Source organism: Saccharopolyspora rosea, assembly GCF_025643595.1.
GTDB lineage: Bacteria > Actinomycetota > Actinomycetes > Mycobacteriales > Pseudonocardiaceae > Saccharopolyspora > Saccharopolyspora rosea.
This window is the reverse complement of sequence record NZ_CP102826.1, coordinates 4,039,055-4,059,671: the sequence shown is the minus strand read 5'-3', so window position 1 is coordinate 4,059,671 and position 20,617 is coordinate 4,039,055. Positions and strand designations below refer to the sequence as shown.

The 20,617-nt window shown below is 74.8% G+C and carries 22 protein-coding genes; 14 read left to right on the top strand and 8 right to left on the bottom strand.

Annotation, left to right across the window (positions count from 1 at the left end):
- Positions 1–24 precede the first annotated feature (24 nt).
- The 4 genes from NV263_RS18805 to NV263_RS18790 all read right to left on the bottom strand — a co-directional run bounded on the left by NV263_RS18805 (position 25) and on the right by NV263_RS18790 (position 3,413).
- Entirely contained in the window at positions 25–1,215 is a 1,191-nt protein-coding gene (locus NV263_RS18805; protein WP_263247662.1) for a zinc-dependent alcohol dehydrogenase, read from the bottom strand.
- 36 nt (positions 1,216–1,251) lie between these two features.
- The gene (locus tag NV263_RS18800) at positions 1,252–1,572 is read right to left on the bottom strand and encodes a hypothetical protein (protein ID WP_263247661.1); all 321 of its coding nucleotides are present in this window, start codon (positions 1,570–1,572) and stop codon (positions 1,252–1,254) included.
- A gap of 78 nt (positions 1,573–1,650) precedes the next feature.
- A complete protein-coding gene (locus NV263_RS18795; protein ID WP_263247659.1) occupies positions 1,651–2,529 on the bottom strand; it encodes a glycosyltransferase family 2 protein in 879 nt (292 codons plus the stop codon).
- Positions 2,511–3,413 (bottom strand): polysaccharide pyruvyl transferase family protein, encoded by a 903-nt coding sequence (locus NV263_RS18790; RefSeq protein WP_263247658.1) that lies wholly within the window; start codon positions 3,411–3,413, stop codon positions 2,511–2,513. Before NV263_RS18790 ends, NV263_RS18795 begins: the two co-directional genes overlap by 19 nt.
- A gap of 154 nt (positions 3,414–3,567) precedes the next feature.
- Here NV263_RS18790 and NV263_RS18785 point away from each other — a divergent pair, with 154 nt between their 5' ends.
- Genes NV263_RS18785 through NV263_RS18730 form a run of 12 tightly spaced genes read left to right on the top strand, consistent with a single transcriptional unit; the run spans position 3,568 to position 15,915 of the window.
- Entirely contained in the window at positions 3,568–5,199 is a 1,632-nt protein-coding gene (locus NV263_RS18785; protein ID WP_263247656.1) for a carbamoyltransferase family protein, read from the top strand.
- Complete coding sequence (locus NV263_RS18780; RefSeq protein WP_263247655.1) at positions 5,196–6,683, top strand: HAD-IIIA family hydrolase; 1,488 nt, start codon at positions 5,196–5,198, stop codon at positions 6,681–6,683. Before NV263_RS18785 ends, NV263_RS18780 begins: the two co-directional genes overlap by 4 nt.
- Positions 6,680–7,690 (top strand): glycosyltransferase family 9 protein, encoded by a 1,011-nt coding sequence (locus tag NV263_RS18775; protein ID WP_263247654.1) that lies wholly within the window; start codon positions 6,680–6,682, stop codon positions 7,688–7,690. Before NV263_RS18780 ends, NV263_RS18775 begins: the two co-directional genes overlap by 4 nt.
- Positions 7,687–8,628, top strand: a complete 942-nt coding sequence (locus tag NV263_RS18770) for a glycosyltransferase (RefSeq protein WP_263247653.1) — start codon at positions 7,687–7,689, stop codon at positions 8,626–8,628. The genes NV263_RS18775 and NV263_RS18770 overlap by 4 nt, the downstream gene beginning before the upstream one ends.
- On the top strand, positions 8,625–9,848 hold the full coding sequence (locus NV263_RS18765) for a glycosyltransferase (RefSeq protein WP_263247652.1): 1,224 nt from the start codon (positions 8,625–8,627) through the stop codon (positions 9,846–9,848). The genes NV263_RS18770 and NV263_RS18765 overlap by 4 nt, the downstream gene beginning before the upstream one ends.
- Complete coding sequence (locus tag NV263_RS18760) at positions 9,845–10,408, top strand: D-sedoheptulose-7-phosphate isomerase (RefSeq protein ID WP_263247651.1); 564 nt, start codon at positions 9,845–9,847, stop codon at positions 10,406–10,408. Before NV263_RS18765 ends, NV263_RS18760 begins: the two co-directional genes overlap by 4 nt.
- Positions 10,405–11,736 (top strand): PfkB family carbohydrate kinase, encoded by a 1,332-nt coding sequence (locus NV263_RS18755; protein WP_263247650.1) that lies wholly within the window; start codon positions 10,405–10,407, stop codon positions 11,734–11,736. Before NV263_RS18760 ends, NV263_RS18755 begins: the two co-directional genes overlap by 4 nt.
- A 10-nt stretch (positions 11,737–11,746) precedes the next feature.
- Positions 11,747–12,433, top strand: a complete 687-nt coding sequence (locus NV263_RS18750) for an SDR family oxidoreductase (RefSeq protein WP_263247649.1) — start codon at positions 11,747–11,749, stop codon at positions 12,431–12,433.
- The gene (locus NV263_RS18745) at positions 12,424–13,362 is read left to right on the top strand and encodes a glycosyltransferase family 9 protein (protein WP_263254256.1); all 939 of its coding nucleotides are present in this window, start codon (positions 12,424–12,426) and stop codon (positions 13,360–13,362) included. The genes NV263_RS18750 and NV263_RS18745 overlap by 10 nt, the downstream gene beginning before the upstream one ends.
- A complete protein-coding gene (locus tag NV263_RS18740; protein WP_263247648.1) occupies positions 13,359–14,054 on the top strand; it encodes a Rossmann-fold NAD(P)-binding domain-containing protein in 696 nt (231 codons plus the stop codon). Before NV263_RS18745 ends, NV263_RS18740 begins: the two co-directional genes overlap by 4 nt.
- Positions 14,051–15,343, top strand: coding sequence for a UDP-glucose dehydrogenase family protein (locus NV263_RS18735; RefSeq protein WP_263247647.1), 1,293 nt, complete (start codon positions 14,051–14,053; stop codon positions 15,341–15,343). The genes NV263_RS18740 and NV263_RS18735 overlap by 4 nt, the downstream gene beginning before the upstream one ends.
- Positions 15,344–15,396: 53 nt before the next feature.
- Positions 15,397–15,915 carry a 2'-5' RNA ligase family protein gene (locus NV263_RS18730; RefSeq protein ID WP_263247646.1) on the top strand — a complete coding sequence of 173 codons (519 nt, stop codon included), beginning with the start codon at positions 15,397–15,399 and terminating at the stop codon, positions 15,913–15,915.
- An 86-nt stretch (positions 15,916–16,001) separates the two neighbouring features.
- Here NV263_RS18730 and NV263_RS18725 read toward each other — a convergent pair whose 3' ends face one another.
- The 4 genes from NV263_RS18725 to NV263_RS18710 all read right to left on the bottom strand — a co-directional run bounded on the left by NV263_RS18725 (position 16,002) and on the right by NV263_RS18710 (position 19,303).
- Positions 16,002–16,928, bottom strand: a complete 927-nt coding sequence (locus NV263_RS18725) for a UDP-glucuronic acid decarboxylase family protein (RefSeq protein WP_263247645.1) — start codon at positions 16,926–16,928, stop codon at positions 16,002–16,004.
- Between the two features lie 27 nt (positions 16,929–16,955).
- Positions 16,956–18,353, bottom strand: a complete 1,398-nt coding sequence (locus tag NV263_RS18720) for an MFS transporter (protein ID WP_263247644.1) — start codon at positions 18,351–18,353, stop codon at positions 16,956–16,958.
- Positions 18,354–18,554: 201 nt separating this feature from the next.
- Positions 18,555–19,049 (bottom strand): hypothetical protein, encoded by a 495-nt coding sequence (locus tag NV263_RS18715; RefSeq protein WP_263247642.1) that lies wholly within the window; start codon positions 19,047–19,049, stop codon positions 18,555–18,557.
- Positions 19,037–19,303: a hypothetical protein gene (locus NV263_RS18710; RefSeq protein WP_263247641.1), complete on the bottom strand. Its 267-nt coding sequence runs from the start codon at positions 19,301–19,303 to the stop codon at positions 19,037–19,039. The genes NV263_RS18715 and NV263_RS18710 overlap by 13 nt, the downstream gene beginning before the upstream one ends.
- A 188-nt stretch (positions 19,304–19,491) precedes the next feature.
- Here NV263_RS18710 and NV263_RS18705 point away from each other — a divergent pair, with 188 nt between their 5' ends.
- Together NV263_RS18705 and NV263_RS18700 are read left to right on the top strand one after the other, a co-directional pair.
- Positions 19,492–20,355, top strand: coding sequence for a helix-turn-helix domain-containing protein (locus NV263_RS18705; protein ID WP_263247640.1), 864 nt, complete (start codon positions 19,492–19,494; stop codon positions 20,353–20,355).
- A gap of 5 nt (positions 20,356–20,360) precedes the next feature.
- The gene (locus NV263_RS18700; protein WP_263254255.1) at positions 20,361–20,555 is read left to right on the top strand and encodes a DUF397 domain-containing protein; all 195 of its coding nucleotides are present in this window, start codon (positions 20,361–20,363) and stop codon (positions 20,553–20,555) included.
- Positions 20,556–20,617 lie beyond the last annotated feature (62 nt).

Here is a 20,617-nt window from a genome sequence, read left to right as displayed (position 1 = left end):
AGCACCACGGTGGTGCGCGGTGCGTCAGTCACCCGTGACCCCCGGGTGCAGCAGGACCTTGATCGCGCCGTCGGCCTTGCGCTGGAACAGGTCGTAGCCGCGCGGTGCCTCGGACAGCGGGAGCCGGTGGGTGGTCAGGTCGAACACGCCCAGCGGGTCGGAGTCGTCCTGGACCAGCGGCATCAGGTCGTCGATCCAGCGGCGGACGTGGGCCTGGCCCATCGCGATGCGCACGCCCTTGTCGAACAGCGCGAGCATCGGCAGCGGGTCGGCCATGCCGCCGTAGACACCGCTGAGCGAGATCGTCCCGCCCCGGCGCACCAGGTCGACGCACAGGTACAGCGCGGACAGCCGGTCGACGCCGACCCGGTTCATCAGCGGGCGGGCGATCGCGTCCGGCAGCGACCGCACCACCTTCTGCGCCAGTTCGGTCACCGGCGAGCCGTGCGCCTCCATGCCGACGGCGTCGATCACCGAGTCCGGCCCGCGCCCGTCGGTGCGGTCCCGCAGCTGCGCGACGACGTCGTCGGAGACGTCGAACACTTCGACGCCGTGCCGCTCGGCCATGGCCAGCCGTTCGGGCACCAGGTCGACGCCGAAGACGCGGGCGCCGCGGTGCGCGGCGACGCGCGCGCTCAGCTGCCCGATCGGTCCGAGGCCGATCACCGCGACCGAGCCCCCGGGCGGGATGTCGGCGTACTCGACGGCCTGCCAGGCGGTCGGCAGCACGTCGGACAGGTACACGAAGCGCTCGTCGGGCGGGCCGTGCGGGACCTTGATCGGGCCGAACTGCGCCTGCGGGACGCGCAGGTACTCGGCCTGGCCGCCCGGCACCCGGCCGTACAGCTCGGTGTAGCCGAACAGGGCCGCGCCGCTGCCCTGGTCGCGGACCTGCGTCGTCTCGCACTGCGCGTGCAGGCCGCGTCGGCACATCCAGCAGTGCCCGCAGGCGATGTTGAACGGCACCACGACGCGGTCCCCGGCCCGCAGGCCGGTGACGGCGGAGCCGGTCTCCTCCACGATGCCCATGGGTTCGTGGCCGAGCACGTCGCCGGGGTGCAGGAACGGCGCGAGGACCTCGTACAGGTGCAGGTCGGAACCGCAGATGCCGCTGGAGGTGACGCTGATGATCGCGTCGGTGGGGAACCGCAGCCGCGGGTCCGGGACGTCCTCCACCCGCACGTCGCGCGGGCCGTGCCAGGTCAGTGCCTTCAACGCCGATCCCTCCCGCACCCGGGTCCGCCCGGCGGACTACCCGCCCGGGCGGATCGGCAACCGCAGCAGTCCTCGGCAGGCGCGTTCGGCGGCCGGGACGGCGGCTTCGGTCAGCGCGTGCGAGCGCTGCGCGTACCAGCTGAACGTGCCGACGTGCCGCGCGCCGCGGAACAGCGGTGCGGCCAGGAAACCGAAGATCCGGGCTTCCCGCGCGGCGCGGGCGAATTCGGGCCGCAGCGTGCGGATCTCGGCGACGTCGGCCACCACCGCGCGGTGCGACTGCGCGGCGTGCGCGCCGGGACCGCCGCGGAACTGGGCCGATTCGACGAGGGCGCACCGGTCGTCGGTGCACGCCACTCCCCGCCGGGGACCAGGCGCAGGCAGGCCATGTCCGCCACCGGCACCGCCTCGCACAACGAGTTCGAAGACAGGCTCTCAGCTCCCCGGTCCGTGGCCGTGCGCGTGCTCCAGCAGGGACACCTCGTGCTCGACGGGCGAGGGCAGGCGCCGCCGCCGCGCCAGGGCGCGCGGCAGGCGGCACAGCGCCGCGGCCAGGGCGCGCCGGCTCGGTGCGTCGCCGACGGCGTCGCGCGCCAGCCTGCCGGTGCGCGACAGCGCGAGGTCCGGGGGGCGCCGCATCCACGCGATCAGCACGTCGTTGCGCAGTTCCAGCGCCCGCCGGGTCGTCGCGGACGTGCGGGCCGGGGACGGGTGGTGGTGGGCGACGACGTCGTCGACGTAGACCAGGTCCCACCCGGCCGCGGCGAGGTCGTAGGACAGCAGCCGTTCCTCCCCGCCGAAGAACACCGTGCGGTCGAATCCGCGGGTCTGCTGGAACGCCGCGCGGCGCACCACCGCCGCGCAGGCGGTGAAACCGAGGATCCGCGGGCCGGGCAGCCCGTCGGCGGTGCGCAGCGGGGAGCACGCCATCAGCGCGTTCACCGGGTCCGGCCGGTTCTCCTGGGATACCAGGGTTTTCGCCGCGACCAGCGCCACGTGCGGGCAGGCGTCCAGGACCGCCTCGGCGCGCCGCAGCGCGCCGGGCGCCCACCACGAGTCGTCGTCGCTGAAGGCGATGTAGGGCGTGCGGGAGCACAGCACGCCGAGGTTGCGCGCGATCGCGCCGAGGTTGCGGGGCGCGGTGATCAGGCGGACGTCCGGGTGTGCGGCGCGCACCGCTCGCGGGGTGTCGTCGCGGGAGGCGTTGTCGACCACCACGATCGGCGGCACCGGCCGCAGCCGGTGCAGCCGGTCCAGGGTGCGCAGCAGCTCCCCGCACCGGTTGCGGGTGGCGATCACGACCGTGGTGCGCATCCGGCCCCCGCGAGCAGATCGTCCAGCAGTGCCGGGATGAGCGGCGATCCGCCGCCGTCCGCGCGGGTGCGGGCGGCGGCCCGTCCCAACGCCGACAGGCACCAGCCGCTCGCGCCGTCCAGCACCGCCGGGTCGGCGAGCAGCGCGTCGGCCGTGACCACGGGCCAGTGCCACGCCGCCGCCTGCGCGGTCACCTTGCCGCCGCCGGCCACCGGGTCCACCGCGAGAGCCGGAACACCCCGGGCCAGCGCGAAGACCAAGCCGTGCAGCCGGGTCGTGACGACCAGATCGGTGCGGTCGACCAGGGCCACGAACTGATCCACTGTGGAGCAATGGCGCCAGTTCGCGGGATCGAGCCGGGTGTCGAGCGGCAGCGGGGCGCAGTCGGTGGCGGACAGCCAGCCGTACAGCGCCCGGTGCACCTCGTCGTGCCTGCGGCGCGCGCCGTACTCCGGCTGCGCCGGTGCGGTGACGACGCCGAACACCGGCCGCGCGGGCGGTGCGAGCGGCACGGTGAGATCGCGGGAGGGAGCGGAATCCGCGCCGTCGCGCGGGAAAACCGCGTGGAACCCGATCACCGCCGGATCGTCCGGGTCGATCACGGTGACGCCGACCGCCAGCCGCCGGCATTCCGGGAAGCGGGAGTGCAACCGTTCGACCTGGCGGCCGTGCGCGGGTCCGCACACGAAGACCAGGTGCGTGTAGTCGCCGGGGGAGAGGTCGTCGAGCGCCGCGCCGTCGGGCCGGAAGTTCGGGCTCCACGCGCAGTCGGAGGAAATCCCGTGCTGCCACAGGGATTCCGCGACGTGGTGCATGCTCGCCACGTCCCCGGCGGTCGCCTCGCCGTCCGGGAAGCTCGGCCAGCCCGCGATCAGGACTCGCATGGCACCGGAGTACCCCGCGCCGGTGCGCGGTAGTCGTCTCCGGAGCGTGACGGAGGATCTCCCGTCCTGCGCGGCGGCGGTCGCGCGGGGTTTGTCCGCCGCTTCGCAGGGTAGTGAACTGAGTAGCCCCACGAGATGCTCCGGGAGGAACAGCGTGCGCATCCTGGGAATCAACGCGGTGTTCCACGATCCCGCCGCCGCGCTCGTCGTCGACGGCGAGATCGTCGCGGCGGCCGAGGAGGAGCGGTTCTCCCGCCGCAAGCACGGCAAGCGGCCCGTGCCCTTCGCCGCGTGGGAACAGCCCGAGCTGTCCGCGGCGTGGTGCCTGCGGCACGGCGGGCTGGACGCGTCCGGGCTGGACGCGGTCGCCTTCTCCTACGATCCGCGCCTGGTGGACCACTCCCTGGACGGCACCGACGGGGACTGGGAGGAACTGCGCACCGAGTTCGCCGCCCGCGCGCCCAGGTTCCTGCGGACCGCGCTGCCCGGCCTGGACCCGGAGATCGTCCGGTTCGTGCCGCACCACGTCGCGCACGCCGCGTCGACGGGGCTGGCCGCGCCGTTCGGCGACTGCGCGGTGCTGACCGTCGACGGGCGCGGGGAGAGCACGTCGGCGCTGGCCGGAGAGTACCGCGGCGGGAGGCTGCTGGTGCACGCCGAGCAACACCTGCCCCACTCGCTCGGCCTGATGTACGAGGAACTCACCGAACACCTGGGTTTCCACCGCTCCAGCGACGAGTACAAGGTCATGGCGATGGCCTCCTACGCGAAACCGATCTACCAGGCCGATTTCGCCGATCTGCTGCGCCCCACCGGCGACGGGCACTTCGAGGTGGCACCGATCGACTGGACGCGCTGGGCCCCGCCGCGACCACCCGGCGGCGAGATCCGCGAGGAGCACCTCCGGCTGGCCGCGAGCGTGCAGGCGCGGTTGGAGGAAGTCCTGCTGGCGCAGGCGGATTGGCTGCACCACCGGACCGGATCGCCGAACCTGGCGTTGGCGGGCGGTGTCGCGCTCAACTGCGTGGCCAACACCCGCATCGCCGACGAGGGGCCGTTCGAGCGGGTGTGGGTGCAGCCCGCCGCCGGTGACGCCGGGACGGCGCTCGGCGCGGCGCTGCACCTGGCCGCCGAGCACGGCGAAGCGATCCGGCCGATGCCCGGCGCCGATCTGGGGCGCGGGTGGTCCGACGCGGCGTTGAAGTCCACAGTGGAATCCGCGGCGCTGCGGTACGAGGAACCGGACGACGTCGCGGAGGCGGCGGCCGAGGCGTTGGCGCGCAACGAGATCGTGGGCTGGTTCGACGGCCGGGCCGAGTTCGGCCCGCGCGCGCTGGGCCACCGGTCGCTGTTCGCCCACCCCGGCCACGCGGCGAACACCGAACGGCTCAACGAGGTCAAGGGCCGCGAGCAGTTCCGCCCGGTGGCGCCGATGGTGCTCGCCGAGCGGGCTGCCGAGCTGTTCTCCCGGGGGCCGCTGCCGAGCCCGCACATGCTGTTCGTGCACGACGTCGCGCCGCGGTGGCGCGACCGGATCCCGGCGGCGGTGCACGTGGACGGCACCGCGCGGGTCCAGACCGTCGACCGCGCGGACGAACCGGTGCTCGCGCGGATGCTGGCGGCGTTCGAACGCCGCACCGGGCTGCCCGCGGTCATCAACACCAGCTTCAACACGGCCGGGCGGCCGCTGGTCGACAGCCCCGTCGACGCCCTGGAGTGCTTCGGCGCGGCGCCGATCGACGTGCTCGTGCTCGGCCCGCTCCTGATCCGGCGGTGCGGGCGATGAACGCCGGGTACACCGTGGTGATCCCGACCACCGGTCGGGCCAGCCTCGGTGCGCTGCTGGCCGCGCTCGACGCCGCGGCCGGTCCCGCGCCGGAGCAGGTGATCGTCGCCGACAACCGCGCGCACCCGGCGCCGCCGCTGGCGCTGCCGCCCACGGACCTGCGGGTGCGCGTGGTGCACGCGCCCGGCCGGGGACCGGCCGCGGCCCGCAACACCGGGTGGCGGCTGGCCACCACCGAGTGGGTGGTGTTCCTCGACGACGACGTGCTGCCGGGCGCGCGGTGGCGCCAGGGCCTGTGCGAGGACCTGGACGTCGGCGCGGACGTGGGCGCCTGCCAGGGCAGGATCGTGGTGCCGCTGCCCCGGGACCGGGCGCCGACCGACCTGGAGCGGGCCACCGCCGGGCTGGCCAGCGCGTGGTGGATCACCGCCGACATGGCCTACCGGCGCGAGGTGCTCGCCTGCACCGGGGGGTTCGACGAGGACTTCCCGCGCGCCTTCCGGGAGGACGCCGATCTCGCGCTGCGCGCGCAGGCCCGGGGTTACCGGCTGGTCATCGGGCGTCGGGAGACCGCGCACCCGGTCCGCCCGGCGGGGTTGCTGGCCAGCGTCCGCGCCCAGGCGGGCAACGCCGACAACGCGCTGATGCGCCGCAAGTACGGCCCCAACTGGCGGATGCGCATCGGGGAGGGGCCCGGCCGCACCAGGCGCCACCTGCTGACCACGGCCGCCGCGCTGGCGGCGCTGGCCGGTGCCGCCGCGCGACGGCCGGACGTGGCCCGCGCCGGAGCCGCCGTCTGGCTCGCCTCCACCGCCGACTTCGCGCTGCGGCGCATCCTGCCGGGGCCGCGCACACCCGACGAGATCGCGCGGATGGTCGTCACCAGCGTGCTCATCCCGCCCGTCGCCTGCTGGCACCGCGCCCGCGGCGAACTGCGCGTCCGGATGCTCCGCAGGGCGCCGAAAGCGGTGCTGTTCGACCGGGACGACACGCTGATCCACGACGTGCCCTACAACGGCGACCCCACCCGGGTCCGGCCGGTGCCCGGGGTGCGGGAGGCGCTGGACCGGTTGCGCGTGCACGGCGTGCGGATCGGGGTGGTCAGCAACCAGTCCGGGGTGGCGCGCGGGAAGCTGCGCCCCGAGCAGGTCGACGCGGTCAACGCCGAGGTGGAGCGGCTGCTCGGCCCGATCGAGACGTGGCGGACCTGCCCGCACGGCGCGGACGAGGGCTGCGAGTGCCGCAAACCCGCGCCGGGCCTGGTCCTCGACGCCGCCTCCGACCTGCGCGTCCGGCCCGGCGACTGCGTCGTCATCGGCGACACGGGAGCGGACGTGGCGGCGGCGCGGGCCGCGGGCGCGGCCGCGATCATGGTGCCCACCCAGCGCACCCGCACCGCCGAGATCCGCGAGGCCCTCGGCGCCGCCGCCATCGCCGGTTCGGTGCCGGAGGCGGTGCACCGGCTGCTGGGCGGTGCGCGATGAGAGCGCTGGTCGCGAGACTGGACAACCTCGGCGACGTGCTGCTCGCCGGGCCTGCGGTGCGCGCGGTCGCGGCCGGGGCCGAACAGGTGGTGCTGCTGGCCGGGCCGCGCGGTGCGGCCGCCGCGCGGCTGCTGCCGGGCGTGGACCGCGTCGAGCGCTGGTGCGCGCCGTGGATCGACCCGGAACCACCACCGACGCGGAAGTCCGATGTGGACGAACTGGTGGCGCGGATCGCCGTGCTGGCCCCGGATGTGGCGCTGGTGCTCACCTCGTTCCACCAGTCGCCGCTGCCGCTGGCGCTGCTGCTGCGGATGGCCGGGGTGCCGTGGATCGGGGCGATCAGCGAGGACTACCCGGGGTCGCTGCTGGACCTGCGGCACCGCGTCGACGGCGATCCGCCGGAACCGGAGCGGGCGCTGTCGCTGGCCCGTGCCGCCGGGTTCGCGCTGCCGGGCGGTGACGACGGCAGGCTCGCCGTGCGCGGGCCGCTGCCGGACGTGCGGGAGCTGGTCGGCGAGCCCGGTTACGTCGTGGTGCACCCGGCCGCCTCGGTGCCCGCCCGCGAGTGGCCGCCGGGCCGGTGCGCGGCGGCCGTGGAGTCGCTGGCCCGGCGCGGGTACCGCGTCGTGGTCACCGGGGCCGCCGCGGACCGCGCGCTGACCAGCAGGGTCGCCGGCCGCGCCGGACTGGACCTCGGCGGCCGCACCGGGCTCGCCGAACTCGCCGCCGTGCTGGCCGGGGCGCACGCGGTCGTCGCGCCCAACACCGGACCGGCGCACCTGGCCGCCGCGGTGGGCACGCCGGTGGTGTCGCTGTTCGCGCCGGTGGTGCGGGCCGCCCGGTGGGCGCCCTACGGGGTGCCGACGGTGCTGCTGGGCGACCAGGCCGCGCCGTGCCGGGACACCCGCGCCCGGCAGTGCCCGGTGCGCGGCCACCCGTGCCTGTCGCGGGTGACGCCCTCGGACGTCCTCGACGCCGTCGAGCGGGTCGGGGGTGCGGCGGCATGAGGATCCTCGTCTGGCACGTGCACGGGTCGTGGACCACCTCGTTCGTCCACGGTGGACACAGCTATCTCGTCCCGGTGACGCCGAACCGGGACGCCGACGGGCGCGGCCGGGCGCGGACGTTCCGGTGGCCGCCGGACGCCGTCGAGATCACCCCGGACGAGCTGCGCGACACCGACGTCGACGTGGTCGTGCTGCAACGGCCGCACGAGTTCGAGCTCACCGAGAAGTGGCTGGGGCGCCGCCCCGGCCGGGACGTGCCCGCCGTGTTCGTCGAGCACAACGCGCCGCGCGGCGAGGCGGCGTCCAGCCGCCATCCGCTGGCCGACCGCACCGACGTCCCGGTCGTGCACGTCACCCACTTCAACCGGGTGTTCTGGGACACCGGCCGGGCGCCGGTGCGGGTGGTCGAGCACGGCATCGTCGACCCCGGGCACCGCTACACCGGTGAGCTGCCGCGCGCCGCGGCCGTGATCAACGAGCCCGTCCGGCGCACCCGCGTCGCCGGCACCGACCTGCTGCCGGGCATCGCCGCCGCCGCGCCGCTGGACGTGTTCGGCATGGGGGTGCGCGGGCTGTCCTGCGCCGTCGGCCACGAGGACCTGCCGCAGCACCGGATGCACGCCGAACTGGCCGCCCGGCGGGTCTACGTGCACCCGTACCGCTGGACGTCGCTGGGCCTGTCGCTGCTGGAGGCCATGCACCTGGGGATGCCCGTGGTGGCGCTGGCCGCGACCGAGGCCGTCGAGGCGGTGCCCCGCGAGGCCGGGGTGCTGAGCACGAACCCGGACGAGCTGGCCGCGGCGGTCGGCCGGTTCGTCGACGACCCGGACCTGGCGCGGCGGTGCGGCACCGCCGCGCGCGCCGCGGTGCGCCACCGCTACGGGCTCGACCGGTTCCTGGCCGCGTGGGACGAACTGCTGGAAGAGGTGCGCCGATGAGGATCCACCTGGTCTCGGAACACGCCAGCCCGCTGGCGGCGCTCGGCGGAGCCGACGCGGGGGGCCAGAACGTGCAGGTCGCCGAACAGGCCCGGGGACTGGCCCGGCTCGGCCACGAGGTCGTGGTGCACACCCGCCGGGACGCCGTGGACCTGCCGTCGGTGGCGAGCACCGGAGCCGGGTTCACCGTCGAGCACGTCCCCGCCGGACCGCCCGAACCGGTGCCCAAGGACGAGCTGCTGCCCTACGTGGACGCGTTCGGGCGGCACCTGGCCGACCGCTGGGCGCGGGATCGGCCCGACGTGGTGCACGCGCACTTCTGGATGAGCGGAGTCGCGTCGCTGGCGGGTGCGGCCGGGCTGGACGTGCCGGTGGTGCAGACCTTCCACGCGCTGGGCCGGGTCAAGCGCCGCAACCAGGGCGCCAAGGACACCAGCCCGCCGGAGCGGGAGGAGACCGAGGCGGCCATCGCCCGCGAGGTGGACTGCGTGGTGGCCACCTGCTCCGACGAGGTCGCCGAACTGGCCGAGATGGGCGTGCCGCGCCGCCGCACCGCGATCGTCCCCTGTGGAATCGATCTGGGGAAGTTCACCCCGGACGGCCCGCGGGCGCCGCGCCGCGACCGGCCGCGCCTGCTGAGCATCGGCCGGTTGGTGGAGCGCAAGGGCGTCGACACCGCGATCGAGGCGCTGCGCTACGTCCCGGACGCCGAACTGCTGGTCGCGGGCGGGCCGAGGCTGGCGGACTGGCCGGACGACCCGGAGGTGGCCCGGCTGCGGGCGGTGGCGCGCCGCAGCGGCGTCGCCGACCGGGTCGACTTCCTCGGCCCGGTCGACCACGACGACGCGCCCGCGCTGTACCGCTCGGCGGACGTCGTGGTGAGCGTGCCGTGGTACGAGCCGTTCGGCACGGTGCCGCTGGAGGCGATGGCCTGCGGGGTGCCGCCGGTGGTGACCGCGGTCGGCGGGCACCTCGACACCGTCGCCGACGGGCGCACCGGACTGCTGGTGCCGCCGCGCGATCCCCAGGCGCTGGCGGACCGGTTGAACGCGCTGCTGGCGCGGCCGACGGCGCGCGCCGAGCTGGGACGCGCGGGCGTCGAGCGGGTCCGGTCCCGCTACGGCTGGTCGGGGTTGGTCCGCGACGTCGAGGTGGTGTACCGCCGGGTGCTGGCGCAGCGGACGGCGTCGGCACCCCTGCCGACGGGAGGGCGGTCGTGATCGAGGAGCACTTCGCGGCGCTGGAGGCGGCCGCGCGCCGCGCCGAGGCGCACGCGCCGGTGATCCGTTGCTGGGCGCACCGGCTGGCCGTCGTGCTGGAGGCCGGTGGACGGTTGCTGGCGTGCGGCAACGGCGGCAGCGCCGCCGAGGCCCAGCACCTGACCGGCGAGCTGACCGGCCGGTTCCTGGTGGACCGCCGCCCCTACGCGGCGATCCCGCTGCACGCCGACACGTCGGCGTTCACCGCGATCCTCAACGACTACGGCGAGCAGGAGGTCTTCGCCCGCGGCGTGCGCGCCCACGGCAGGCCGGGCGACGTGCTGGTGGCGCTGTCCACCAGCGGTCGCAGCCAGAACGTGATCGCGGCGGTGAAGACGGCCCGGGAGATCGGCGCGCGCACCTGGGCGCTGACCGGCCCGGCTCCCAACGAGCTGGCCGCGGTGAGCGACGACGCGGTCCCGGTGGACGCACCGGACGTCGCCACCATCCAGGAGGTGCACCTGGCGGTGGTGCACGCGCTGTGCGCCGAGTTCGACGCGGTGAACCGGGTGTCGCCGTGAGGCTCGTGGTCGTCGGCGACGCGCTGCTGGACGTGGATCTCACCGGCAGCGCCGACCGGCTGTGCCCGGACGCGCCGGTGCCGGTGGTCGACGTCGCCGAACGGCGTCGCCGCCCGGGGGGAGCGGCGCTGGCGGCGCTGCTGGCCGCCGGTCGGGGCGCGGCGGTGACGCTGGTCGCCGGGAGCGGCGACGACGCGGCCGGACGCGAGCTGCGCGGCCTGGTCGCCGGGTTCGCCCGCTTCGTCGCGGCGCCGTTCCGCGGCGCCACGCCGGTCAAGGCGCGGGTGCGGGCGGGCGGGCAGTCGTTGCTGCGCCTGGACACCGGCGACGGACGGGTGTCCGATGTGGACTTCGATGTCGAGGTGTCCCGCGTGTTGCGCGGCGCGGACGCGGTGCTGGTGGCCGACTACGGGCGCGGTGCGACGGCGGCCGGGTGGCTGCGCCGCGAGCTGTCCGAGCTGCCGCCGGGGATCCCGCTGGTGTGGGATCCGCACCCGCGCGGCGCGGCGCCGGTCGCGCGCGCCGACCTGGTGGTGCCCAACCGCGCGGAGGCGCGCGGGCTCACCGGTCTCGCGGATCCGGGCAGCGCCGCGCAATGGCTGCGCCGCCGGTGGCGCTGCGGGGCGGTCGCGGTGACGCTGGGCGCCGACGGCGCGGCCGTGTTCCCGCCCGGCGAGGGGGTTTCCGCGCCGCAGGTGCCGCCGGGCGCGGATCCGTGCGGTGCCGGTGACGCGTTCTCCGCCGCCGCGGCCGCCGCGCTGCACCACGGTCTGTCCGCAGTGGACGCGGTGCGGCGGGCCGCGGTGGAGGCGAGCCGCTTCGTCGCGGGCGGCGGCGCGGGCGCGTGGACGGTCGGCGAGGTGCCGCGGGCGGACCGCCCGGTGTTCGACGTCGTGGCGCGGGTGCGGGCCGCGGGCGGGCGGGTGGTGGCCGCCGGGGGCTGCTTCGACCTGCTGCACCCCGGGCACGTGCGGCTGCTGCGGCGGGCCCGCGAGCTGGGCGACTTCCTCGTGGTGTGCCTGAACTCCGACGAGTCGGTCCGGCGGTTGAAGGGGCCGCTGCGCCCGGTCGTGCCCGAGCGGGACCGCCGCGCGGTGCTGGAGGCGTTGGAGTGCGTGGACGCGGTCGCGGTCTTCGACGAGACGACGCCGTGCGCGCTGCTGGAGCGGCTGCGGCCGCAGGTGTGGGTCAAGGGGTCCGACCACGACGCCGACGACCTGCCGGAGGCCCGGGTCGTCGAGCGGTACGGCGGGCGCGTCGCGACCGTGCCGCGCGTGGACGGCTATTCGACCACCGGACTGCTCGACACCGTGCAGCCGACGGCCTGACGGGAGGATCATGGTGGAACTGGGCAACGTGCTGGTCACCGGCGGGGCCTCCGGGCTCGGGGCCGCCGTGGTGGACGAGGTGGCGCGGGCCGGTGGCACCCCGCTGGTGCTCGACCTGGCCGAGCCGCGCGCGGCTGTCAAGCACGCCGTCGTCGACCTCGCCGACGGGCGGGAGGCCGAGCACGCGGTGTGCGAGCTCGCCGACGCGGCGGGCGGGCTGAACGGGGTGTTCACCGCCGCCGGGATCGACTCCTGCGGCGCGCTGGTCCAGGTCCCGCCCGCGGAGTGGGAACGCGTGGTGAAGGTGAACCTGCTGGGCACCGCGGCGGTGGTGCGCGCCGCCCTGCCGTACCTGGAGCGCGCCGGCGGGACCGTGGTCACCTGCGCCTCGACGCTCGGGCTCAAGGGCGTCGGCGACGCCACCGCCTACTGCGCGTCGAAGTTCGGGGTGATCGGCTTCTCCCGGGCGCTGGCGGCCGAGACCAGCGGACGGGTCGGCGTGACGATGCTGGTGCCGGGCGGGATGCACACCGCGTTCTTCGACGGCCGCGCCGAGCAGTACCGGCCGCCGCCGGGCGCGAAGCTGAACCGGCCGGAGGACGTGGCGCGGACGGTGCTGTTCGCGCTGACCCAGCCGCCCGGCTGCGAGGTGCGCGAGATGGTGGTCTGCCACTCCGAGGAAGGCTCCTGGCCGTGACCGTGCTGGTGCTGCGCGCGCTGGGCCTGGGCGACCTGCTCACCGCGGTCCCGGCGCTGCGGGCGCTGCGCCGCGCGCACCCCGGCCACCGGCTGGTGCTCGCCGCGCCGTCGGCGTCGGCGGAGCTGGCGCCGCTGACCGGTGCGGTGGACGAGGTGTGGCCGACCGAGGACCTGCCGTCGTTCCACTGGCCGCGCGCCGCGCCGGACGTCGCGGTGAACCTGCACGGCCGCGGGCCGCAGAGCATCGACGCGGTGCTGCGCAGCGCAGCGGTGCGGATCATCACCCACGCCCACCCGGCCCGCTCGGTGTTCGGTCCGGTGTGGACCTCGCAGCTGCACGAGGTGCGGCGCTGGTGCGATCTGCTGGAGTTCCACGACATCGCCGCCGATCCGCGCGATCTGCTGCTGCCGCGCCCGGACGAGTCGGTGCCGGGGGGCGTCGTGGTGGTGCACCCCGGTGCGGCGCACCGGGCCCGGTGCTGGCCGGAGCTGCGCTACGCGGCCGTCGCGCGGGCGCTGACCACGCGCGGTGAACGCGTCGTGGTGACCGGCGGTCCGGCCGAACTGCCGCTGGCCCGGCGGGTGGCCGGGGAGGCAGGGTTGCCGCCGGAGGCGGTGTTGGCCGGGCGCACCGGCCTGCGCCGCCTGGCGGCGCTGGTGGCAGAGGCGCGGCTGGTGGTGTGCGGCGACACCGGGGTGGCGCACCTGGCGACCGCCTACCGGACGCCGTCGGTGGTGCTGTTCGGCCCGGTCTCCCCGGCGTTGTGGGGGCCGCCGGATGATCCCCGGCACACCGCGCTGTGGGCGGGCCGCGTCGGCGACACCTTCGCCGACCGGCCGGATCCGGGCCTGCTGCGCATCGACGTCGAGCAGGTCGTCGAGGCGTGCGAGGCGCACCTGGACGCGCTGGCGGGGAGGCGGCGGTGAGCGCGGTCGCGGTGCGCGGGCGAGGGGCCGACGCGGTCGCGGTGGCCGCGGGGTTGGCCGCGCTCGGACACCAGGTCGCCTGCCCGGCGGCCCGCGAGGTCGACGGCACCGAACCCGGCCTGGCGGCCCTGGTGCGCCGGACGGTCCGGTCCGGCGCCTTGCGGGCCGAGCACGGGGCCGATCCCGACTGCGTTCTGCTGCGTGGAACGGAAGCCGGGCGGTTCCCCGCGGACCGGATGGTGGTCGATTGCCGCGTCCCACCGGACGATCCGGGTGATCACGGGGCCTGCGTGCCGCTCGATCTGCGGCCTGGATCGCTGCTGGAGGATTTCCTCCACCCGGAACACCTGGTGATCGGTGCCGACACCGAGTCGGCCGCGGCGCGGGCGGAGGCGCTGTTCCGGTGCCTCGGTGCCGAGATCGTGCACGTGGACCCGCGCAGTGCGGGGTTGGTCGTGCCGGTCGGCAACGGGTTCCGCGCGCTGAAGCGCCGTTTCTTCGGCTCGCTGGAGCAGCTGTGCGAAGCGGTCGGCGCCGATCCGGCCACCGTGGTCGAGTGCCTGCGCTACGACGAGCGGATCAACTGCGGGACCGAGCCGGACGACCCGCGCGCGACCGGCCACCTGGTGCAGCTGTCCCGGCGCGCCGGCCCACCGGCCGAGATGTTCGAGTCCATCGTGGACGGACCATGACGGGGCGGGAGTCGCGCATCGCGGTCGTCGGCACGGGCTACGTCGGGCTGACGACCGGTGCCTGCCTCGCGGCCCTCGGCCACCACGTGACGTGCAGCGACGTCGACCGGTGCAAGATCGGCCTGCTGTCCCGGGGCGAGGTGCCGCTCCGCGAGCCGGACCTGCCGCGGCTGGTTCGGCGCGGACTCGCCCGCGGCCGACTCCGGTTCACAGTGGACACCCGGGATGCGGTTGATGGGGCCGGTGTGGTCTTCCTGTGCCTGCCGACCCCGATGGCCTCCGGCGGCGAGGCCGACCTGGCCGCGGTGCGCGAGGTCGTCGCGGACGTGCGGGCGAGCCTGCCGGGCGGGTGCGCGCTCGTCACCAAGTCGACCGTGCCCGTCGGCACCGCGGCGCGGCTCAAGGAGCTGGTCGGGCGACCGGACGTCGCCCTGGTCAGCAATCCCGAGTTCCTGCGGGAAGGCTCGGCGGTGCGCGACTTCCTGCACCCGGACCGCGTGGTCGTGGGCTCCGCCGACCGGGCCGCCGCCGACCGCGTCGCCGCGCTGTACGCGCCGCTGCACGCCCCCGTGGTGCGCACCGACGCGGCCAGCGCGGAACTGGTCAAGTACGCGGCGAACGCGTTCCTGGCCGCCAAGCTCTCCTACGTCAACGCGGTCGCCGAGCTGTGCGAGGCGGAGGGCGCCGACATCGGCGCGGTCACGGCCGCGCTCGGCCGCGACCCCGGAGTCGGCCGGTCCTTCCTGCGTCCCGGGCCGGGTTGGGGCGGCTCCTGCCTGCCGAAGGACACCCGGGCGCTGCTGCGCGCGGCCGAGGCCGCCGGAACGGGGTTTCCGGTGCTGCGGGCGGCGATCGAGGCGAACCGGCGGCAGCAGCGGCGCGTGGTCGACCGGGTGGCCGAGGCGTGCGGCGGTGCGCTGCGCGGGCACCGGGTGGGCCTGCTCGGACTTGCGTTCAAGGCGGGCACCGACGACCTGCGCGACTCGCCCGCCCTGGCGGTCGCGGCGGGTCTGGCCGCGCGCGGCGCCGACGTGGTGGCCTGCGATCCGGCGCTGCGCGGCGACGAACGCGGGATCGGCGAGTCGGTGGCGTTCGTCGACGACGCCTACCGGGCGGCCAAGGGCGCGCGGGCCCTGGTGCTGCTCACGGAGTGGCCGCAGTTCCGCGAGCTGGACTGGTGCCGGGTGGCGGAACTGCTGGAGGGCGCGGTGGTCGTCGACACCCGCAACCACCTGGACCCGGACGTGCTGCGCCGCGCCGGGCTCGTCCGGCGCGGTATCGGGTGCTGACGGGGTTCCGCCGCGAGTTCGAGGACCGCACAGCCGTCGGGTACAACGGTGGCATGCCGTCGGAAGGGCGGACCGGCGTGGTGATCCCGGTCCCGGAAGCGCAGGAGCTGTTGGCGTCGGTGGCCTCCCGCCACCCGGAGGCCGTGCGCCCCGGAGTCCCCGCGCACGTCAGCGTCCTGTACCCGTTCCTCCGACAGCTCGACGACGAGGTCGTCGCGGCGCTGCGCGAGCTGTTCGCCGGGCGGTCCGCGATCCCGGTGCGGTTCGCCGAATGCCGCCACCGCGGCGGGTTCGTCCACCTGCGCCCCAGCCCGGACGACCAGCTGCGCGCCCTGACGGCCGAGGCGATGCGGCGCTGGCCCGATGTGCCGCCCTACGAGGGCAAGTACGAACCCGAACCGCATCTGACCCTCGCGACGAACGTCCCGGACGACACCGCGACGGCGATCGTGCGGGAGGTCGCCGCCGAACTTCCCGTGGCAGCCGAACTGAGCGAGGCGTGGTTGGTGGTCTTCGACGGCGAGCGCTGGACGCGGCGCGAGCGGTTCGCCTTCGGTGACGGGGCTACATGATGTCGGGGCTCCCGGAGCCGAGACGGCCGCTGAGGTTCCGCCACCGGCACCGCCGCCCAAAACGAGTCCGAAGACAGGCTCTGAGTTCACGCCGCCCGGTCCAGCTCCTCGCGGAACCAGGTGATGGTGCGCCGCAGGCCGTCCTCGACCGGTACTTCGGGCTGCCAGCCGAGCACCCGTTCGGCCAGCGAGATGTCCGGGCAGCGGCGCCGCGGGTCGTCCGCGGCGGCGGCCACGTGCACGATCGGCGACCGGGATCCGGCCAGGTCGCGGATCAGTTGGGCGGTGCGCAGCACCGACGCCTCGTGCGGATCGCCGATGTTCACCGGGTCCTGCCAACCGCTTCCGACGAGCGCGAGCAGTCCGCGCACCGAATCGTCCACATAGCACAGCGACCGGGTCTGCTCGCCGGTTCCGGCGACGGTGATCGGGTCGCCTCGCAGCGCCTGCCGGACGAAGGTGGGGACCATCCTGCCGTCGTCCGGGCGCATCCGGGGCCCGTAGGAGTTGAACATCCGCGCGATCCGCACGTCGACGCCGCGCGAGTCGCGGAACGCCGCGGTCAGCGCCTCGGCGTACCGCTTCGCCTCGTCGTAGACCGCGCGCGGGCCGACCGGGTCGACGTTGCCCCGGTAGCTCTCCGGCTGCGGGTGGCGCAGCGGGTCGCCGTAGACCTCGCTGGTCGACAGCAGCAGGAACCGCGCGCCGCGGTGTTCGGCCAGCCGCAGCGCGTGCCTCGTGCCGTCGCTGCCCGCGCGCAGCGTCTCGACGGGATGGCGCCGGTAGTGCTCCGGTGACGCGGGCGAGGCCATGTGCACCACGAGGTCGACGTCGGCGGTGAACGGTTCCTCGGCGATGTCGTGGTGGACCAGCTCGAACCGCGGATCGCCCAGCAGCGGTTCGACGTTGCGCCGGGCGCCGGTGAGCAGGTTGTCCAGGCACACCACGGAAGTCCCGGACGCCAGCAGCGCCTCGCAGAAGTGGGAGCCGAGGAATCCGGCTCCACCGGTCACCAGCGCACGGCGGAACACGCCACGCGACTACCCGGCGCGCTCGGAGGGCAAACGCTTGCGCAGCCGCCGCCCGGTGATCCGCGCGCCCGGCCGGGACCAGGACGGTCCGCGCCCCGGCCGCGTCGCGTCCTTCGCCCGCAGCGGCGGCACGTCCACCGACGGCGATGCCGGGTGCACCGCCGCCAGCCGGGTCCAGCGGTGCGCGGCGGGCAGCGCGCGGCGCTCCTTCATCCACGAGAACAGCGACCAGGCCAGCCCGGTCGCCACCACGGTCGCGATCCCGGCCAGTTCGAGCGCGCGGCCGGGACCGGCGAATTCGGACAGCCAGCCCAACAGCGGTCCGCCGACCGCGCCGGAGGCGGAGGTGACCATGCTCTTGGCCGACAGCACGCGTCCGCGCATGTCCTCGTCGGAGTCCAGCTGGATGCGGGTGCTCGTCGCGGTGTCGAGCACCACGGCGCCGACCGCGATCGGGAACAGCGCCAACGCGAACGACCACACTCCGGGCGCGGCGCCGCTGACGGCCTGCAACAGGCTCGTGCCCAGCGCCATCACCAGCACCAGCCGCAGCGTGAGCTCCTTGCGCGCGGCGGCGGCGAAACCGCCCACGACCGTGCCCGCGGCGAAGACCACCGACAGCGCGCTGTACCCGGACGCCCCGGCGTGCAGCGGACCATTGCTCATCGCCGCCATCGTGACCTGGTAGTTCCGGCCGAGCGCGGAGAGCACGAAGCTGAGCAGGAACATCACCACGAGCGGCCGGTGCCCCAACACGTAGCGCGCGCCCGCCCGCACGCCGGTGCGTTCCGGCGGGCTGGTGGCCAGCGGGTAGATCGCGTCGGACCGCACCCGCCCGAGCGCCAGCAGGACCCCGCCGAAGCTCACCGCGTTGATCAGGAACAGCAGCGGCACCCCGGTGAGCCCGACGAGCGCCCCGGCCAGCCCCATGCCCAGGATCCGGCCGCCGGAGCTGAACACCGAGCCGAGCCCCAGCGCGTTGCCCAGGTCGTCGCGCGTGACCAGCTGCGAGCCGAACCGGCCCAGCGCCGGGCCGTCGAAGACGGTGACGACCCCACCGGCCAGCGCGATCGCGTACACCGCGCCCAGCGGTCCGTCGCCCCACGCCACGGCGGCCAGGGCGAGGGCGAGCAGCGCGTGCGCGGTCTGCGTCGCGAAGAGCACCCGCCGCGCGGGCCAGCGGTCGGCGAGCGAACCCGCCCAGGACGCCAGCACCACGCCCGGGATCGTCTGGAACAGCAGGGAAAGCCCGAGCAGTCCCGGGGAACCGGTCTTGGTCAGCACGAACCAGTTCAACCCGAGGTTCTGCATCCACGCGCCGGTGACGGACACGAAGTCGGCGGCGGCCCACCGCCGGTAGTTGGGGTGCCGGAGCGCGCGGAACATGGTCGCCATGCGGTGGCGCACGGGGCCGCGTCCTTTCGGGGTCGGGGGCGCCGACCGCCGCGCGGGGGCCGCGGCGGGACGGCGGGGCCGCTCTCCGCGACCACATCGCCCCACCGTGGCACCCGACCGGAGTCCTGAACACTCTTTGTGCTCGTCCTCTCAGGGAATTCCCGCAGGTAACGCCGGTTCTCCACGTGCAGCCCAAAGACTGACCACGCACGGTCACCGATTTCCGGTTCTCCGGCGCACCGACTCCAGGCAGCCCCGGCACAGCGGCCAGTCGAGGGAGGGCGGCGGCCCGGCGACCGGGCACCAGCCCATGTGGCCGCACTCGGTGAGCACCACCGGGCGGCCGAGGCGTTCACCGCGCAGCGGCCGGGGCGGCAGCAGGTGCCGCACGCCGAGTTCGGCGCACCCGGCGACGAAGACGGACTCGGCCGGCGCGGACGAGTCGGTGCCCAGCTCGGGCAGGACGCCGGTGACGCGGGCGAGGCGCATGGTCAGCTCCACGGGGGCGTTGCGCAGGCACGCGGGGCACGGTTGCCCCGCGGGGTGGTCGAGGAAGCGCGGGTCGAGGTCGAAGGCGTCCAGCCGCAGACCGCAGAACGTCGGCACGAACCGGGGCATCCGACGCGGGTCGACCGGCGAAACGTGTTGCGCCAGCGCGGAAACCGGCGCCCGGTCCGGGCGCAGCCGGACGAACGTCACCGCCGCCACGGGAACTTCCCCGTCACCGAACCCGGACCGCACACCCGGTGCCGCCGCACCGGAACGCGGCCGACCGTCGACCGGGCCTGCCGGGTGGCCCGCCGCACCTTCCGCAACCGCGACGGCCGCGTGATCCACCGCAACCGCCACACCACGACGGCCCGCAACCAGAACCCGGACCCCACGACGCGCGCCACCACGTTCGCGACCGCGAGCCCGACGGCGACGCCGAGCAACACCAGCACCTCGGGATACCGGGTCACGGCCAGCGCCTCCCCGGCGAACGTACGAACCGACCGGCTTCGGGCAGCGTTGGTGCGTGCACGTTGTGGCCTCCTCGTCGACTGGGATGGATCACGATCCATGATCTGGATCAGTATCCCGAGCGACAATCGCTCGATGGAGGGGCAACTGATCAACACGCGGTTGAGGTACCTCTAGGATTTGATCCATGCCGAGAAAGCCGGGAGGCAGCCCCAAGGCTCGCAACCTTGGCGCTGAGCTGCGCAAAGTCCGAGACGAAGCTGGGATCAACCAGCGCGCGTTGGCTCAGAAAATGGAAATCGCGAGGCCGAGATTGCAGCGATGGGAGAACGGGACCACGGTGCCCTCGGTCGAAGACGTCGCGATCTACCTGGCCATGTGTGGCCTGGCGAAGGGCCCGGAGCGCGAGCGGCTGCTCGACCTGGCGCGTGATGTGGATGCCGAGAACTGGATCACCTCGGACCTGCCCGGCACTCACTCCTCGCTCACGACGTTCATCGAGTTCGAGCGCACCTGCACAAGCATGGTCAACGTCGCGCCGTTGTTGATCCCCGGGCTGTTGCAGACGGCTGACTACAGCCGCGCCGTCATGGCAGGTTTGGGTTCGGGGGAAATCGAAAAGCGCGTCATGCTCAGGCTCGGTCGCCAGAACATCTTGTGGCGTCGGCGCAATCCCCTGCGGTTCACCGCCGTGATCGTGGAAAGCGCACTGCGGGAGCGTGTTGGCGGCCCGCACGTGATGGCCGACCAGCTGTACAACATCCTGGACGTGGCCAAGCGCGACAACGTCAGCGTCCACGTCATCAGGTCCGGCGGTCAGCGAGTGCACGCAGCTCATGCCGGTCCGTTCATCGTGTTCCGCTTCCCCAAAGCGCCACCCATCGTGCACATCGAGCACTACCGGTCGTCCGTCTTCCTCTACAACACCAGGGAGGTTGCCGACTACGTACGAGCTGAGGAGGATCTCCGTAGCATGGCGTTGAGTCGAGAGGACTCCTTGGAACTCGTCGCCGACATCGCAGCCGAGATGGAAAAGGAAGCCGACGCGTGAACCCCATGGTCGCTGAAGTCACCGGATGGCGGAAGTCCAGTCGTTCGCACCAGGACACCGACTGCGTCGAGGTCGGCCGGACCCCGGAAGGTGGTGCTGCTGTTCGGGACACGAAGGACCGGGGTGCCGGGTACTTCACCGTGAGTCCCGAGGCGTGGCGCCGGTTCGTGACGGCGTTGAAGGCCGACCGCTTGGGCTGATCCGGCAGCCAGCGGCGCCCGCGTCCACGGCCTCATGGTGCGCGCCGGAGAGACCGAACAAC

Bases quoted from the DNA above. Each gene is read 5' to 3' on its own strand.
- NV263_RS18780 (WP_263247655.1), top strand. From the start codon at position 5,196: ATGAACGCCGGGTACACCGTGGTGATCCCGACCACCGGTCGGGCCAGC.
- NV263_RS18730 (WP_263247646.1), top strand. From the start codon at position 15,397: ATGCCGTCGGAAGGGCGGACCGGCGTGGTGATCCCGGTCCCGGAAGCG.
- NV263_RS18735 (WP_263247647.1), top strand. From the start codon at position 14,051: ATGACGGGGCGGGAGTCGCGCATCGCGGTCGTCGGCACGGGCTACGTC.
- NV263_RS18790 (WP_263247658.1), bottom strand. From the start codon at position 3,413: ATGCGAGTCCTGATCGCGGGCTGGCCGAGCTTCCCGGACGGCGAGGCG.
- NV263_RS18765 (WP_263247652.1), top strand. From the start codon at position 8,625: ATGAGGATCCACCTGGTCTCGGAACACGCCAGCCCGCTGGCGGCGCTC.
- NV263_RS18795 (WP_263247659.1), bottom strand. From the start codon at position 2,529: ATGCGCACCACGGTCGTGATCGCCACCCGCAACCGGTGCGGGGAGCTG.
- NV263_RS18705 (WP_263247640.1), top strand. From the start codon at position 19,492: ATGCCGAGAAAGCCGGGAGGCAGCCCCAAGGCTCGCAACCTTGGCGCT.
- NV263_RS18775 (WP_263247654.1), top strand. From the start codon at position 6,680: ATGAGAGCGCTGGTCGCGAGACTGGACAACCTCGGCGACGTGCTGCTC.
- NV263_RS18770 (WP_263247653.1), top strand. From the start codon at position 7,687: ATGAGGATCCTCGTCTGGCACGTGCACGGGTCGTGGACCACCTCGTTC.
- NV263_RS18750 (WP_263247649.1), top strand. From the start codon at position 11,747: ATGGTGGAACTGGGCAACGTGCTGGTCACCGGCGGGGCCTCCGGGCTC.
- NV263_RS18700 (WP_263254255.1), top strand. From the start codon at position 20,361: ATGGTCGCTGAAGTCACCGGATGGCGGAAGTCCAGTCGTTCGCACCAG.